We start from the raw sequence: 14,840 nt of genomic DNA, 5'->3' as shown, positions 1-14,840 counted from the left end.
CGCACCCGAGCGTTGAAGGTCAGCGATTTGACGCATTGAATGTGCGTCGTAGGGAAGGTAAAGCAAGATGGTACAGGTGAGAGCGCACCAGCCGATCAACACCGACGGCAGTATCAATCTCGAGGCATGGCTCGATCATACGGTCAGCGTCGACATGGCACTGGACCGTGAAGCCTTGAAAGAAGCCTGCGAGTTCGCTCGCGAGGCGGAACTGCAGCACATAGCAACGAAGAATCTCAGCCCCGAGGACGTGTCGAGTTTCAGCACGGGCCTGGAGATCGCCGAGATCCTCGCCGATCTCAAGCTGGATCAGGACTCCCTGGTTGCCGCGGTACTCTACCGGGGTGTCCGCGAGGGCCAGATCCAGTTGCCGGCGGTCAGCCAGCGGTTTGGTCCGGTGGTCACCAAGCTGATCGATGGCGTCTTGCGCATGGCGGCCATTACCGCCAGCCTCAGCCCCCGTCAGTCCCTGGTGCTGGGCACCCAGGCCCAGGTGGAAAACCTGCGCAAGATGCTGGTGGCCATGGTAGATGACGTGCGGGTTGCACTGATCAAGCTGGCCGAGCGTACCTGTGCGATTCGAGCGGTAAAAAGCGCCGACGAAGAGAAGCGCAACCGGGTTGCCCGGGAAGTCTTCGACATCTACGCACCCCTGGCTCACCGCCTGGGTATCGGGCATATCAAGTGGGAGCTGGAAGACCTGTCCTTCCGTTACCTGGAGCCCGAGCAGTACAAGCAGATCGCCAAGCTGCTGCATGAGCGGCGCCTGGATCGCGAGCGTTTCATCAGCGACGTGATGAACCAGCTGCAGAACGAACTGAAGGCCACCGGGGTCAACGCCGACATCAGTGGGCGGGCCAAGCACATCTATTCCATCTGGCGCAAAATGCAGCGCAAGGGCCTGGAATTCAGCCAGATCTACGACGTGCGCGCGGTGCGGGTGCTGGTGCCGGAAATGCGCGATTGCTACACCGCGCTGGGCATCGTGCATACCCTGTGGCGGCACATCCCCAAAGAGTTCGACGACTACATCGCCAACCCCAAGGAGAACGGCTACCGCTCGTTGCACACGGCGGTGATCGGCCCTGAGGGCAAGGTGCTGGAAGTGCAGATCCGTACCCACGCCATGCACGAAGAGGCGGAGCTGGGGGTTTGCGCGCACTGGAAGTACAAGGGCACCGACGTCAAGTCCGGCTCCAACCATTACGAAGAGAAAATCTCCTGGTTGCGCCAGGTGCTCGAATGGCACGAGGAACTGGGGGATATCGGCGGTCTGGCCGAACAGCTGCGGGTGGATATCGAACCGGACCGGGTGTACATCTTCACCCCCGACGGTCACGCCATCGACCTGCCCAAGGGCGCCACGCCGCTGGATTTCGCCTACCGGGTGCACACCGAGATCGGCCACAACTGCCGGGGCGCGAAGATCAACGGGCGCATCGTGCCGCTCAACTACAGCCTGCAGACCGGCGAGCAGGTGGAGATCATCACCAGCAAGCACGGCACGCCGAGCCGCGACTGGCTGAACCCGAACCTGGGCTATGTCACCACGTCCCGGGCGCGGGCGAAGATCGTCCACTGGTTCAAGCTCCAGGCCCGCGATCAGAACGTCGCCGCCGGCAAGACCCTGCTGGAACGCGAACTGAGCCGACTCGGCCTGCCACAGGTGGATTTCGACAAGCTGGCCGAGAAGGCCAACATGAAGATCGCCGAGGACATGTTCGCCGCCCTGGGCGCGGGCGACCTGCGCCTGGCGCAACTGGTCAACCTGGCCCAGCAACTGGTGGAGCCGGAGCGGGGCAACGAGCAACTGGAGTTGATTCCGCGCAAGGCTGCCGGCTACAAGCCGGGCAAGCGTGGCGACATCCAGATCCAGGGCGTGGGCAACCTGATGACCCAGATGGCCGGCTGCTGCCAGCCATTGCCGGGGGATGCGATCGTCGGCTACATCACCCAGGGCCGCGGCGTGAGCATTCACCGCCAGGACTGCGCCTCGGTGCTGCAATTGGCCGGGCGCGAGCCGGAGCGGATCATCCAGGTCAGCTGGGGGCCGGTGCCGGTGCTGACCTATCCGGTGGATATCATCATCCGCGCCTACGACCGTTCCGGCCTGCTGCGTGATGTGTCCCAGGTGCTGCTCAACGAGCGGATCAACGTGCTGGCGGTCAACACCCGCTCGAACAAGGAGGACAACACCGCGTTGATGTCCCTGACTATCGAGATCCCGGGGCTGGACGCGTTGGGTCGCCTGTTGGGGCGGATTTCCCAGTTGCCAAACATCATCGAGACCCGGCGCAACCGGACCCCCTGATGCCTGTATGAAATGGATGAACTGATGTACAGCCTTGAAGACCTGCTCCACCTCATGGCGCGCCTGCGCGACCCGCAGTACGGCTGCCCGTGGGACATCAAGCAGAACTACGCCAGCATCGTCCCCCATACCCTGGAAGAGGCCTATGAAGTGGCCGACGCCATCGAGCGCGGCGACTTCGACCACTTGCAGGGCGAGCTGGGGGACCTGCTGTTCCAGGTGGTGTACTACAGCCAGCTGGCCCGGGAGGAGGGGCGTTTCGAGTTCGACGCGGTGGTGGACGGCATCACGCGCAAGCTGATCCGCCGGCATCCCCATGTATTTCCCACCGGGGACCTGTACGCGCCGCTGGACATCCCGCGGCTCGATGAAGACCAGGTCAAGGAGCGTTGGGAGCAGATCAAGGCCGAGGAGCGCGCGGAGAAGTCCGAGGCTCCCCAGCAGTTGTCCTTGCTCGATGATGTGCCGGTGGCCTTGCCGGCCTTGTCCCGCGCCGCCAAGTTGCAAAAGCGTGCGGCCCAGGTCGGTTTCGACTGGCCCGAAGCCCTGCCGGTGGTGGACAAGGTTCGTGAAGAGCTGGATGAAGTGCTGGAAGCCATGGCCGACAACGATGCGGCGGCGATCACCGATGAAATCGGCGACTTGCTGTTTGTCGTGGTCAACCTGGCCCGGCACCTCAAGGTCGACCCGGAAACCGCCCTGCGCGGTGCCAACGCCAAGTTCGACCGACGCTTCCGATTTATCGAGCAGGCATTGCGCGACACTGCCCGTCCCATGGAAGATTGCACCCTCGAAGAGTTGGATGCCCTGTGGGGCGAAGCCAAACGTCAGGAAAAGAATTTGCCCAGCTGCGGCTGAGGCCGTTGCCTAAGTGAGTAAGCACCATGAGCCTTTCCCTTCGCGACCAGTTGCTCAAAGCAGGGCTGGTCAACCAAAAGCAGGCCAAGCAGGTCAGCAAAGACAAGCAGAAGCAGCAGCGTCTGGCCCACAAAGGCCAGATCGAACTCGATGACTCCCAGCAGCGTGCGGCCCAGGAAGCCATGGCCGAGAAGGTCAAGCGCGACCAGGAGCTCAACCGTCAGCAACAGGAAAAGGCCGAGCAGAAAGCCCGCGCGGCGCAGGTCAAGCAACTGATCGAAGTGTCGCGGCTGCCCAAGCTGAACACCGAGGACTACTACAACTTCGTCGACGACAAGAAGGTCAAGCGCCTGTCGGTGAATACCCTCATGCGCAACAAGCTGAGCAGCGGCTCCCTGGCCATCGTCCACCATGGCGGCGGCTACGAGGTGATTCCGCGGGAAGCCGCGCTGAAGATCCAGGAGCGCGACCCGCGCCGTATCGTGCAGCTCAATACGCCCACCGAGGCGCCGGATGAAGATGATCCGTACGCGGCCTACCAGATCCCCGACGATCTGATGTGGTAAGCCTTGAATAACGACAAACCCCGCTCATGGCGGGGTTTGTCGTTTGTGGGGGAGGCCGTTGATCCGCGTGGAGATCCCGGCACTCCGGCACTGAGGTCGAGTCAGGAGCTCTGGGGCGCGCGGTTCTGCTCGAGTTTTTCCAATTCAGCCTTGTAGCTGTGGGCGTCGCTCTCGGAGTGGAACATGCCCACCAGCATGTCTTGTTGATGTACATCCCAGATCCGTACACCCGCGGCTACGCCTTCATGGGACATATGTGAATCGTCGCGTTCAGTTACTTTTACAGTCATCTGCTAGCTCCAATCTCTGTTGATCTGCAGCAAGGCGTGTGCAGGACTCTGTTATATATTTTGTTAGCTTGCTAAGTAAATTGCCTGGCGCTGCAACAAACCTTTGCAGAATCGAAGAAAATCCTGCAGCCCGCGTAAACCGTGACATTTCGCCGCAGGGCGTACCGCTTCATGACAAAAGTTTCATCTTCGAGGGCTTGTGCCGGGGCTTGCTGTGCGGGCGAGGAACCAAATCCCGGGCAAAAAAAAGCCCCGCTTTCGCGAGGCTTCGTGACTGCTGCGGCTCAGCTGCCTTTGACCGTCTTGCCGTCAACGGTGCCGTTGAGGAGCATGATGTTGTACTCCTTGCCGTCGGTTTCCACCTGTTGCAGACGCACCAGCAGGTAATCCCAGTCCTTGGCGAACCACATCACGGTGATGCGTTTGCTCTGTGTCGGGTCGCGAACGCGCTCGACCTTGATCGCATCGATCTGGCCAGCCTTGGTGTCAACCTTCTCCGAGCCCAGGACACGGAAGTCATAGGTGTCGACTTCACCGCCGTCGACCACTTGATAGCTCATGGTCTTCTTGCCGGCTGCCACATCGTGCTGCAGGGCCAGCTGGTAGGTGGATTTATCCACCATGCCGGTGTTCAGCGGCAGCTTGACCGCATCACCACGGTCGGTGCCGGTGACCATCTTGGCTTTCCAGTCGAAATCCAGGTCGGCTTTCTTGGCTTTGCCCAGACCGCCACGCTCGAAGCGATAGGACTGGGGCACCAGGGTGTCCTTGTCCAGGGTCAGGGTGCTTTCCTCGCTCAGGCTGGCAATCATCATCGATGCCTTGAAGCTGAGTTTCCACGCACCATTGGCGGTTTTTTCCAGGCTGCGTTCAGCAGTGCCGCTCATGGGCAGTTGCTTCCAGTCGGCGGTGTAGCTGGCGGAGAACGGGTGAAGGTCTGCCGCCTGCACAGCCGGCAGGGCGAACAGAGCGCAAGCGAAGAGCAGGGCGCGACGCATAAAATCTCCTAGGTTCGAATCAAATAGCCGCTGGCGGCCAGTAATTGACCATCCAGTAAAGCACCCTGATCGCCGAGCGTCAGCCGACCTTCGGCAAACCAGCGTACGGCCATGGGGTAAATCCGGTGTTCCTGGACGTGCACTCGCTGCGCCAGGCTCTGCGGCGAGTCGTGCAACTCTACCGGGATCACAGCCTGTACGACCAGAGGGCCGCCATCGAGTTCCTCGGTGACGAAGTGCACGCTGCAGCCATGCTCCGTATCTCCGGCCTCCAGCGCCCGCTGATGAGTGTGTAACCCTTTGTATTTCGGGAGCAGCGAGGGGTGGATATTCAGCAGCCGGCCCTGGTAGTGGCGGACGAACCCGGCGCTGAGAATGCGCATGAATCCGGCCAGGACCACCAGTTTGGGTTGGAAGGTATCGATCAGCTCGATCAGCCCCTGATCGAAGGCCTCCCGGCCTTCGAAGGCGGTGTGATCGAGGAAGCGGGTAGCGATACCCGCTTCCTTGGCGCGCTGCAGGCCATAGGCGTCAGCGCGGTTGGAGATCACGGCGGCGATGCGCACCGGGCTGTCGCCGGTGTGCACGCTGTCGATCAAGGCTTGCAGGTTACTGCCGGTGCCGGACAACAGCACCACAACGTCACAGGTCGGCGACATCCGCTCTTGCATCAGTGAGCCTTGAGGTTCTTCAGCTCGACCTGGGCCGCGCCTTCGGCTGCGGTGGCGATCTGGCCGATGACCCATGGCTGCTCGCCCGCCTCGCGCAGGACCTTCAGGGCGTTCTCGACCTGATCCTGGGCCACGCAGATGACCATGCCCACGCCGCAGTTCAGCACGCGGTGCATTTCGTGCTCGTCGACGTTGCCTTTTTCCTGCAGCCAGTCGAAGACCGCCGGGCGCTGCCAGCTCGCCACGTCGACCACGGCCTGGGCGCCTTTTGGCAGCACACGCGGGATGTTGTCCAGCAGGCCGCCACCGGTGATGTGGGCCATGGCCTTGACCGCGCCGGTGTCCTTGATCAGCTTCAGCAGTGGCTTGACGTAGATGCGGGTCGGCGCCATCAGCAGGTCGGTCAGTGGTTTGCCGTCCAGCTGGATGCTTTCGATGTCGGCGCCGGAGACTTCGATGATCTTGCGGATCAGCGAGTAGCCGTTGGAGTGCGGGCCGGAGGAGGGCAGGGCCAGCAGGGCATCGCCGGCGGCAACTTTCGAGCCGTCGATGATCTCGGCCTTTTCCACCACACCTACGCAGAAGCCGGCCAGGTCGTAGTCTTCGCCTTCGTACATGCCGGGCATTTCAGCGGTTTCGCCGCCCACCAGGGAGCAGCCGGACAGCTCGCAGCCAGCGCCGATGCCGGTTACCACTTGGGCTGCGGTATCGACGTTGAGCTTGCCGGTGGCGTAGTAGTCGAGGAAGAACAGCGGTTCGGCGCCGCAGACCACCAGGTCGTTGACGCACATGGCCACCAGGTCGATGCCGATGCTGTCGTGCTTGTTCAGGTTCAGGGCCAGGCGCAGCTTGGTGCCGACGCCGTCAGTGCCGGAGACCAGCACCGGTTGCTTGTAGCCGGCCGGGATTTCGCAGAGGGCGCCGAAACCGCCCAGGCCGCCCATGACTTCCGGGCGCGCAGTGCGCTTGGCGACGCTCTTGATGCGTTCGACCAATGCTTCACCGGCGTCGATGTCTACACCGGCGTCTTTGTAGCTCAGGGAGGGTTGCTTGCTCATGATCCAGGCCTTTAGGGGGGATTCAGGGGTATCGACCGAACCAGTGAGACTGCCGGAAACACAGGAAAAGCGTTTCAGGGTGCCCAGCTGATGCCGGTCTGCGAAGGCGCGCGATTTTATCAGGCTTGAGGGGCAGCGGCCATCCTCGGGCCGACGGGGAGAGGCATATCCTGTTAAAAAAACCGCGATTGGTCGTGTTGGTGCTCCTGCCCATGCCTGTATAAGGTATAGCGCTCAAGTGGCTATCGTTATGACAGCGCGAAAACTATCGGGCGCCGGGTGAATGTTTTGCCCAGGCTTGTGGTCACAGCCTTGCTCGCCGCGGTTCAAGTGCGCTGTTTCAATCGTTTTCTGTCGTCGGGAATCTTCCATGCGTCTGGGTAAATTTCTGTTTGTGGGCTGTTTGTCATTGGTCAGCCTGGCGAGTCATGCCGAAACCCTCAATGGCCTGTATCAAGTGCGTGAGCCTGTGAGCAGCCAGTCGCCCGAAGAGCGCGACCAGGCCACGCAACGGGCCCTGGAAACCCTGGTGCTGCGCCTCACTGGCGACGCCAAGGCCGCCCAGGGGCCAGGGCTGGCGGCGATACGCAAGGACCCGCAGCAGATCATCAGTCAGTACGGCTACGACGCCGGCCCGCCGGAAAGCCTGCAGGTGGATTTCGATCCGGTCACCACCGATCGCGCCCTGCGTCAGGCCGGGCTATCGCTCTGGGGCAACAACCGGCCGTCGATCATCGGCTGGTGGCTGAGTGATTCCACCGAAGGCTCGAGCCTGGTGGGTGATGGTCAGGCCAGCGCGGCGCCCTTGCGGCGTGCGGCTCAACATCGTGGCTTGCCCCTGCGCCTGCCGCTGGGGGATCTGAACGAGCAGATCGTCGCCACGGCGCCGAATCTTGAAGGTTCCGATCCGGCGCCGCTGCGCGAAGCCTCCGAGCGTTACGGTGCTGATGCGTTGCTGGCGGTACATGCCCGGGAAGAAGGTGGCCAATGGCAAGCCAAGTGGCGGCTGTGGCTGGGCGATCAGAAGGAGCAGGGCACTGTCCAGGGCGCCGATACCGCGGCCCTGGCCGATGGGGTGTTGCTGGCGGTGAGCCAGCGTCTGGCGCCCCGTTTCGTCACTCGTCCTGGTGCTTCCAGCGAGCAGTTGCTGGAAGTGCAGGGAATGACTCTGGAGCATTACGCGGCCCTTGGGCACTTGCTGGAGCCTTTTGGTGCGCAGTTGCAGAGCGTTGACGGTGATCGGATCGTCTATCGCGTCAACGGCAGTGCGGAGCAGCTGCGGGCGCAACTGTCGCTGGCCAAGCTGCAAGAGATTCCGGCGGGTGAAGCGCCTGCGCCGCAAGCTCCTGTACAAGGCGCTGAAGGGACCGCCCCGGTGGCGCCGCAGGCCCAACTGCGTTTTCGTTGGTAGCAGATTGTTTCCTTCTATATAGAAGCTGGAGAGGTATATGGCTGATACGCGTCGTTGGGTCTGGTTGGGTGTCGTGCTCCTGGCCTGCGGGTTCGTCTACCTGCTGCACCCGATCCTCAGTCCGTTCCTGGTGGCGTTATTGCTGGCCTACCTGTTCGATCCGCTGGTGGACCGGCTGGAGCAATGGGGGTTGTCGCGGACCTGGGGCGTGGTGGCGGTATTCGCCTTGTTCACCCTGATCGTTATGACCCTGCTGCTGGTGCTGGTGCCCATGCTGGCCAAGCAGTTGGTGCGGCTCTATGAACTGGCGCCGCAGATGCTCGATTGGGTCCAGCACAGCGCCATGCCCTGGGTGCAGTCCAAGCTCGGTCTGGCGGACGGCTTCTGGAAGTTCGACAAGGTCAAGGCGGCCATCAGCGAGCACATGGGCCAGACCACCGATATCGTCGGCGTGGTGCTGAGCCAGGCAACGGCTTCGGGCCTGGCGCTGATCGGCTGGCTGGCCAATCTGGTGCTGATCCCGGTGGTCAGCTTCTATCTGCTGCGGGACTGGGACTTGATGATGGCCAAGATCCGCAGCCTGTTGCCACGCAGCCGCGAAGAGCAGGTGGTGTCTCTGGCCGGGGAGTGCCATGAAGTGCTGGGGGCTTTTGTTCGCGGGCAATTGCTGGTGATGCTGGCTCTCGGGGTGATCTACGCCGCGGGCCTGATGCTGGTGGGGCTGGAGCTGGGGCTGTTGATCGGTCTGATTGCCGGTCTGGCGGCAATCGTGCCGTATATGGGCTTTGTCATCGGCATTGGTGCGGCGCTGATTGCCGGGCTGTTCCAGTTCGGTGGCGACCTGTATCCGATGATCGGCATTGTCGCGGTATTCATGGTGGGGCAAGCCCTTGAGGGCATGGTGCTGACGCCGTTGCTGGTGGGCGATCGCATCGGCCTGCACCCGGTGGCGGTGATCTTTGCCATTCTTGCCGGCGGCGAACTGTTCGGTTTTACCGGGGTGCTGCTGGCGCTGCCGGTGGCAGCGGTGATCATGGTGCTGGTGCGCCATGTGCATGATCTGTACAAGGATTCGGATCTCTACAGCGGTGCTGAAGACCCCGAGTTGTAAAGGGGCGCGCGGGCCTGCGTGACGGTTGGCGGCGCTTGGCTGGCCGTCACGGTAGCTGTCAAGGAACGCCCTTCGATTGCGTTTGGCTGTCGCAAACCTTTGATTTTGCTTGTGGTCTGCTGCATTGTGCGCTCGGCGTCACGGGTATAAACTTTGCAAACTTTACACAGAGGCCACTAACGGTTCGTTTGGAACTGTTCAGTCAGCATGAAACCGATTCAGCTGCCCCTAGGTGTGCGTCTGCGTGATGACGCCACCTTCATCAACTACTACCCAGGCGCCAATGCCGCAGCACTCGGCTACGTCGAGCGCCTCTGCGAAGCCGACGCCGGCTGGACCGAAAGCCTGATCTACCTCTGGGGCAAGGATGGGGTGGGCCGCACGCACTTGCTGCAGGCCGCGTGCCTGCGTTTCGAGCAGTTGGGGGAGCCGGCGGTGTATCTGCCGCTGGCGGAGCTTCTGGATCGCGGTATCGAGATTCTCGACAACCTGGAACAGTACGAGCTGGTCTGCCTGGATGACCTGCAGGCTGTGGCTGGCAAGGCGGATTGGGAAGAAGCGCTGTTTCATCTGTTCAACCGCTTGCGCGACAGTGGTCGGCGCCTGTTGATCGCGGCCTCGACCTCGCCTCGCGAGTTGCCGGTGAAGCTGGCGGATTTGAAGTCTCGCCTGACCCTGGCACTGATCTTTCAGATGCGCCCGCTCTCCGACGAAGACAAATTGCGTGCCTTGCAGCTAAGGGCATCCCGCCGGGGGCTGCATCTGACCGACGAGGTCGGGCATTTCATCCTGACCCGCGGTACCCGCAGCATGAGTGCCCTGTTCGAGCTTCTCGAGCGCCTCGACCAGGCTTCGTTGCAGGCCCAGCGCAAGCTGACCATCCCTTTTCTGAAAGAGACCCTGGGCTGGTAAAGACAAGGCTTCCAGGGCTTTCGGGGGCGACCTTCGGCATATTCCAGGCGCCAGAAAACGCACCTTTGGAAGGGTTTCCAGAGGTGGGCGGACTTAAAATGGGCTTAAAGCCTTAGATGTACGGAAGAAACTCATAAGTCACATTCTGATCGATTGAATTTGCAAATGAGGGCGATAGAAGGCATAGTCGCGTCTTCTTTTATTTCAAGCCACGGTCGTGCCCATGCTAAATCGCTTCGCACCCCTCGTGCCTCTCGCACTCGTCACCCTGTTGTTTGGTTGCGCCTCCCACACTCCGGTGTCCCAGCAGCAACCTGTCCAGCAGGCTCAAGTCTCCGTCAAAAACCAGTCTTCCGCTGTTTATCAGGAAGAGCTGGCAACTGAAAAGGAACTGGCAGAGTTCTCTGACAGCAAGCCTTACCAGTTGCCAGTTCTGGCTGACAGCATCCTCGAGCGCGGCATGTCCCTGATCGGTACCCGTTACCGTTTCGGCGGTACCTCGGAAGCCGGCTTCGATTGCAGCGGTTTCATCGGTTATCTGTTTCGTGAAGAGGCGGGCATGAACCTGCCGCGTTCCACTCGCGAAATGATCAACGTGAAAGCGCCTCTGGTAGCGCGCAACAATCTCAAGCCGGGTGATCTGCTGTTCTTCAGCACCAACGGCCGTGGGCGCGTCAGCCACGCAGGTATCTACCTGGGCGATGACCAGTTCATCCACTCCAGCAGCCGTCGCAGTGGCGGTGTGCGGGTCGACAGCCTGGGCGATAGCTACTGGAGCAAGACCTTCATCGAAGCCAAGCGCGCACTTGCCATGGCTCCAACCGTGGTCACTGCACGCAAATAAGCGGACTATTTGTAGGGCGAAGTTAAAGTCTTACTTGAAGTTTGGCGTGTAGGCGCTAGAATCCTGATCTATTGTTGAAACTAACCGCGTAAGCCTTGCTTACGCGGTTTTGTTTTCAGTGCCACGGCAGAGAAAGCCGCATCCCGATCAGGATTGTCCAGCTTATGTCGACCTCAGCCCGTTTTGCTCTTATTGCCCTCGCAGCGCTGCTCAGCGCCTGTGCCAGCCGTACCCCGCCGCCTGCGCCTGTGGTGCGTGCTCCGGTGTTCAACTCCTCCCAAACCTTCTCTCCGGTTGCCGAAGACGTGCTGTTCCGCGCCCTTGGGCTGGTGGGCACGCCTTATCGCTGGGGCGGCAACACCCCGGATTCCGGTTTCGACTGCAGTGGCCTGATCGGTTACGTCTACCGCGATGCGGCGGGTATTTCCCTGCCGCGTTCAACCCGGGAAATGATCGGCATGCAGGCGCCGGATGTGGGCAAGAACGCGCTGCAGACCGGCGATCTGATCTTCTTCGCCACCAATGGCGGCTCCCAGGTCAGCCATGCGGGCATCTACGTGGGGGAAGGGCGCTTCGTGCATGCGCCGGCTACCGGCGGCACGGTGAAGCTCGACAGCCTGTCCAAGGCCTATTGGCAGAAGGCCTACCTGAGCGCGAAGCGCGTCCTGCAGCCAGAACACCTGGCGCGCAATCCCTAATCTTCTCTGGTCGAGGTGCCTGTGACCGCTCGGACGCTGAACCTCGACGATGCCCTCTACCATTACCTGCTGGACGTTTCCCTGCGTGAAACGCCCCTGCTGCGTCGTCTGCGGGATGAAACCCAGGCAATGCCCACCGCCCGTTGGCAGGTGGCGCCCGAGCAGGGCCAGTTCCTCGCGTTGCTGGTGAAGTTGACCGGCGCCCGTCGCGTGCTGGAGGTCGGCACCTTCACCGGCTACAGCGCCCTGTGCATGGCCCAGGCGCTGCCTGAAGACGGTTCTCTGATCTGCTGCGACATTCCCGGCGACTACAACGCTACGGCCCTGCGCTACTGGCAGGAGGCGGGGGTGGGCCAGCGCATCGAACTGCGCCTGGCCCCGGCCCTGGATACCCTGGCCAGCCTGGAGCGAGCGGGGCAGCTTGGCTGTTTCGACCTGATCTTCATCGATGCCGACAAGGCCAACTACCCGGCCTACCTGGAGGTCGCGCTGGGCCTGCTGCGCGTTGGCGGGCTGCTGGTGTTCGATAACACCCTGTGGAGCGGGCGCGTGCTGGAGACCGATTCCCTGAGCGAGGATACCCGAGCCATCCAGGCGCTCAATCGCGCCTTGAAGGATGACTCGCGTATCGATCTGTCGCTGCTGCCGCTGGGAGATGGTCTGACGCTGTGCCGCAAGCGTTGAGCCTAGGGGGCTTTGGCGGCGGAGACTCGCCAGATCTTGTTGCCGACATCGTCGGCCACCAATAACCCGCCTTGCTGGTCGATCACCACTCCGACCGGGCGTCCCATGGCCTTCTCGTCGGCATTGAGAAAGCCGCTAAGCACATCGATCGGCGCTCCATTGGGCTTGCCGGCGCTGAATGGCACGAAAATCACCTTGTAGCCGCTATGGGGTTTGCGGTTCCAGGAACCGTGCTGGCCGATGAAGGCGCCTTCGGTGAAGGGGGCGGGGAGCTTGCTGCCGTCGGCGAAGGTCAGCCCCAGCGACGCGGTGTGCGGGCCTACCGCGTAGTCCGGGGCGATGGCCTTGGCCACCAGGTCGAGGTTCTGCGGCTTGACCCGTACATCCACATGTTGCCCGTAGTAGCTGAAGGGCCAGCCATAGAACGCGCCATCCTTGACCGAGGTGATGTAGTCCGGCACCAGGTCGCTGCCGATTTCGTCCCGCTCGTTGACTGCGGTCCAGAGTGCGCCGCTGGCCGGCTCCCAGGCCAGGCCATTGGGGTTGCGCAGGCCGGTGGCGAACAGGCGGTGCTGGCCGCTTTCACGGTCCACCTCCCAGATCGCCGCTCGGCCTTGCTCCTTGTCCAGGCCGTTTTCGCCGACGTTGCTGTTGGAGCCCACGGTGACGTAGAGCTTGCTGCCGTCCTTGCTGGCGATAACGTTCTTGGTCCAGTGATGGTTGAGGGTACCGCCGGGCAGGTCGACCACCTTGGTGGCGGCTGCGCTGATCTGGGTGTCGCCGCTCTGGTAGGGAAAGCGCAGTAGCTTGTCGGTATCGGCCACATACAGGTCATTGCCCACCAGGGTCATGCCAAAGGGCGAATTGAGGTTCTCCAGAAACACTGTGCGGGTCTCCGCCACGCCATCGTGATCCTGGTCCCTTAGCAGGGTGATGCGGTTGGCGCTGGGCACGGCCGCCCCGGCACGGCCCATGACCTTGCCGGCGATCCAGCCGCGAATGCCCTGGCTGTCATCCGGTTTGGGCGGGGCGTTGGTTTCCGCCACCAGTACATCGCCATTGGGCAGGACGTAGAGCCAGCGTGGATGGTCGAGGTTCTCGGCGAAAGCCTTGACCTGGGTGCCGGCCGCGGCCTGGGGTTTTGCGCCTTGCGGCCAGCCGATGGCGGGGGCGATGTTGACCGTGGGGATCAGCGTCGGGTTGGGTTCCGGCAGCTTGGGGTTGGGGCCGGTGCCGTCGGACACCTGCAGGCTGGAAGTTTCGCCGCAGGCGGCGAGGCTGGCGGCGATGGCGATCAGTAGGCTGTGCTGAAGCTTGAGCATGCGAATTTCCCTATGAGTGCACGGACGTCGTAGTCATAGAGAAGCATAGCCAGTCGATGGTTCCGCCCGATCAGCGGGCCTCCTTGAAGAGCACGGCGACGCCCTGGTGGTAGTGGCCGGTCTCGTTGTGCAGCTTGCGATAGGCGTAGGGGAAGTACCAGGCCACGGCGCAGCAGTGCTCCTTCTGCAGTTCGTCGAGCATGTCCTGGAGCTCTTCCGGGGTAGCGCTGTGCTGGGATTTTTGTGGGGCAACGAACAGGCAACCCAGTCTCAGGTCGCTGGCGTAGCTGATCTTTCTTGCATCCTGGGCAACGTCCAGCAGTGCCTGGGTCAGGTTCAGGCTGTTGACCCTTGGCCAGCGCTGGGTGGCGTGGATGTAGGCGCGCTCTTCCTTGGTGGCCAGGTACAGGTCGGTGCGGGCGTTGCGCGCACCTTCTTCCTGCTGTTTCCTGCTGGGGCTGTGTTCCAGGCTGACCATCTCGGCCATCCAGGCCGCCGCGCTGAGCAGCCCGAGATTGGCCTGCTCGTCGAACCAGTAGGGCGTTTCGTTATCGCCGCGAACCGCGTTGTAGCGATCGATGCAATCGAACCAGCGTTCCAGCATCGGGCGCAGGAATTCCAGCTTCGGATTGCTGATGATCATGCCTTGCATCGAACTCACCCCTTATTGTTGTGTGGTTGGCGCCTGGGGCGCTGAAAAGTGGCTATTTGATATCATTGCTCTGAGTGTGGCACAAGATTGGCGTCAGTTTATTGATGCAGTGCAGTTTTGTGCCGGGGGCGACGGCCGGCTTTAATTGACGCTCCACCCCCAACCCTCTAACCTTCGCGACTTGTTTCAGGTGCTCTGTGGCCGGTGGCCGACAGAGTGAAACAGGGAAGCCGGTCAGGGTCTGTTCCAGTGATGGAGCCGACGACGATTCCGGCGCTGCCCCCGCAACGGTAGATGAGTCAAGACTGCGCCTGACGCCACTGTGTCAATGACACGGGAAGGCGCGCAGTCCGGCAGCCATGCCGCTCATGAGCCCGGAGACCGGCCTGATCCATCCAACGGCATCACGGTGGGCGATGCCAGGCTAGCGCCGTCTGTTCCTTTTCCCTGCCCC

The 14,840-nt window shown here is 62.0% G+C and carries 15 protein-coding genes and 1 riboswitch; of the genes, 9 read left to right on the top strand and 6 right to left on the bottom strand.

Annotated elements, in window-relative coordinates:
* Positions 1-67: 67 nt before the first annotated feature.
* Genes relA through AC1RMG_RS13820 form a run of 3 tightly spaced genes read left to right on the top strand, consistent with a single transcriptional unit; the run spans position 68 to position 3,735 of the window.
* Complete coding sequence (gene relA, locus AC1RMG_RS13830; RefSeq protein ID WP_011062709.1) at positions 68-2,311, top strand: GTP diphosphokinase; 2,244 nt, start codon at positions 68-70, stop codon at positions 2,309-2,311.
* A 24-nt stretch (positions 2,312-2,335) separates the two neighbouring features.
* Positions 2,336-3,169, top strand: coding sequence for a nucleoside triphosphate pyrophosphohydrolase (gene mazG / locus AC1RMG_RS13825; protein ID WP_011062708.1), 834 nt, complete (start codon positions 2,336-2,338; stop codon positions 3,167-3,169).
* Positions 3,170-3,195: 26 nt separating this feature from the next.
* Entirely contained in the window at positions 3,196-3,735 is a 540-nt protein-coding gene (locus tag AC1RMG_RS13820; protein WP_011062707.1) for a DUF2058 domain-containing protein, read from the top strand.
* 101 nt (positions 3,736-3,836) lie between these two features.
* Here the strand turns inward: AC1RMG_RS13820 and AC1RMG_RS13815 are convergent, their stop codons facing one another.
* The 4 genes from AC1RMG_RS13815 to purM form a co-directional block, all read right to left on the bottom strand.
* Positions 3,837-4,025 (bottom strand): hypothetical protein, encoded by a 189-nt coding sequence (locus AC1RMG_RS13815; protein WP_011062706.1) that lies wholly within the window; start codon positions 4,023-4,025, stop codon positions 3,837-3,839.
* A 284-nt stretch (positions 4,026-4,309) separates the two neighbouring features.
* Positions 4,310-5,023: a DUF3108 domain-containing protein gene (locus tag AC1RMG_RS13810; RefSeq protein WP_011062705.1), complete on the bottom strand. Its 714-nt coding sequence runs from the start codon at positions 5,021-5,023 to the stop codon at positions 4,310-4,312.
* Between the two features lie 8 nt (positions 5,024-5,031).
* Positions 5,032-5,682 (bottom strand): phosphoribosylglycinamide formyltransferase, encoded by a 651-nt coding sequence (purN, locus tag AC1RMG_RS13805; protein ID WP_015636646.1) that lies wholly within the window; start codon positions 5,680-5,682, stop codon positions 5,032-5,034.
* An 11-nt stretch (positions 5,683-5,693) separates the two neighbouring features.
* Positions 5,694-6,752: a phosphoribosylformylglycinamidine cyclo-ligase gene (purM, locus tag AC1RMG_RS13800; protein WP_011062703.1), complete on the bottom strand. Its 1,059-nt coding sequence runs from the start codon at positions 6,750-6,752 to the stop codon at positions 5,694-5,696.
* Between the two features lie 370 nt (positions 6,753-7,122).
* On the opposite strand from purM, the gene AC1RMG_RS13795 reads away from it, so the two are divergent.
* The 6 genes from AC1RMG_RS13795 to AC1RMG_RS13770 all read left to right on the top strand — a co-directional run bounded on the left by AC1RMG_RS13795 (position 7,123) and on the right by AC1RMG_RS13770 (position 12,412).
* Positions 7,123-8,163, top strand: coding sequence for a DUF2066 domain-containing protein (locus tag AC1RMG_RS13795; RefSeq protein ID WP_315868654.1), 1,041 nt, complete (start codon positions 7,123-7,125; stop codon positions 8,161-8,163).
* Between the two features lie 37 nt (positions 8,164-8,200).
* Complete coding sequence (locus tag AC1RMG_RS13790) at positions 8,201-9,274, top strand: AI-2E family transporter (protein ID WP_011062701.1); 1,074 nt, start codon at positions 8,201-8,203, stop codon at positions 9,272-9,274.
* Positions 9,275-9,481: 207 nt separating this feature from the next.
* Entirely contained in the window at positions 9,482-10,186 is a 705-nt protein-coding gene (gene hda, locus AC1RMG_RS13785) for a DnaA regulatory inactivator Hda (RefSeq protein ID WP_007898944.1), read from the top strand.
* A 223-nt stretch (positions 10,187-10,409) separates the two neighbouring features.
* Positions 10,410-11,030, top strand: coding sequence for a C40 family peptidase (locus tag AC1RMG_RS13780; RefSeq protein ID WP_015636644.1), 621 nt, complete (start codon positions 10,410-10,412; stop codon positions 11,028-11,030).
* A gap of 164 nt (positions 11,031-11,194) precedes the next feature.
* Positions 11,195-11,728: a C40 family peptidase gene (locus tag AC1RMG_RS13775; protein ID WP_011062699.1), complete on the top strand. Its 534-nt coding sequence runs from the start codon at positions 11,195-11,197 to the stop codon at positions 11,726-11,728.
* A gap of 21 nt (positions 11,729-11,749) precedes the next feature.
* Complete coding sequence (locus AC1RMG_RS13770; RefSeq protein WP_041752473.1) at positions 11,750-12,412, top strand: class I SAM-dependent methyltransferase; 663 nt, start codon at positions 11,750-11,752, stop codon at positions 12,410-12,412.
* A 2-nt stretch (positions 12,413-12,414) separates the two neighbouring features.
* Here the strand turns inward: AC1RMG_RS13770 and AC1RMG_RS13765 are convergent, their stop codons facing one another.
* Together AC1RMG_RS13765 and AC1RMG_RS13760 are read right to left on the bottom strand one after the other, a co-directional pair.
* Positions 12,415-13,734: a PQQ-dependent sugar dehydrogenase gene (locus AC1RMG_RS13765; RefSeq protein ID WP_493169428.1), complete on the bottom strand. Its 1,320-nt coding sequence runs from the start codon at positions 13,732-13,734 to the stop codon at positions 12,415-12,417.
* Between the two features lie 70 nt (positions 13,735-13,804).
* Positions 13,805-14,386 (bottom strand): hypothetical protein, encoded by a 582-nt coding sequence (locus tag AC1RMG_RS13760; protein WP_493169426.1) that lies wholly within the window; start codon positions 14,384-14,386, stop codon positions 13,805-13,807.
* Between the two features lie 171 nt (positions 14,387-14,557).
* Positions 14,558-14,790: riboswitch (cobalamin riboswitch) on the top strand.
* The last annotated feature ends 50 nt before the right edge of the window (positions 14,791-14,840 follow it).

The sequence above is a fragment of the Pseudomonas sp. GW822-FHT04H02 genome (assembly GCF_058800645.1).
The sequence above is the reverse complement of the archived record's forward strand: the minus strand, read 5'-3'. Positions and strand labels throughout refer to the sequence as shown.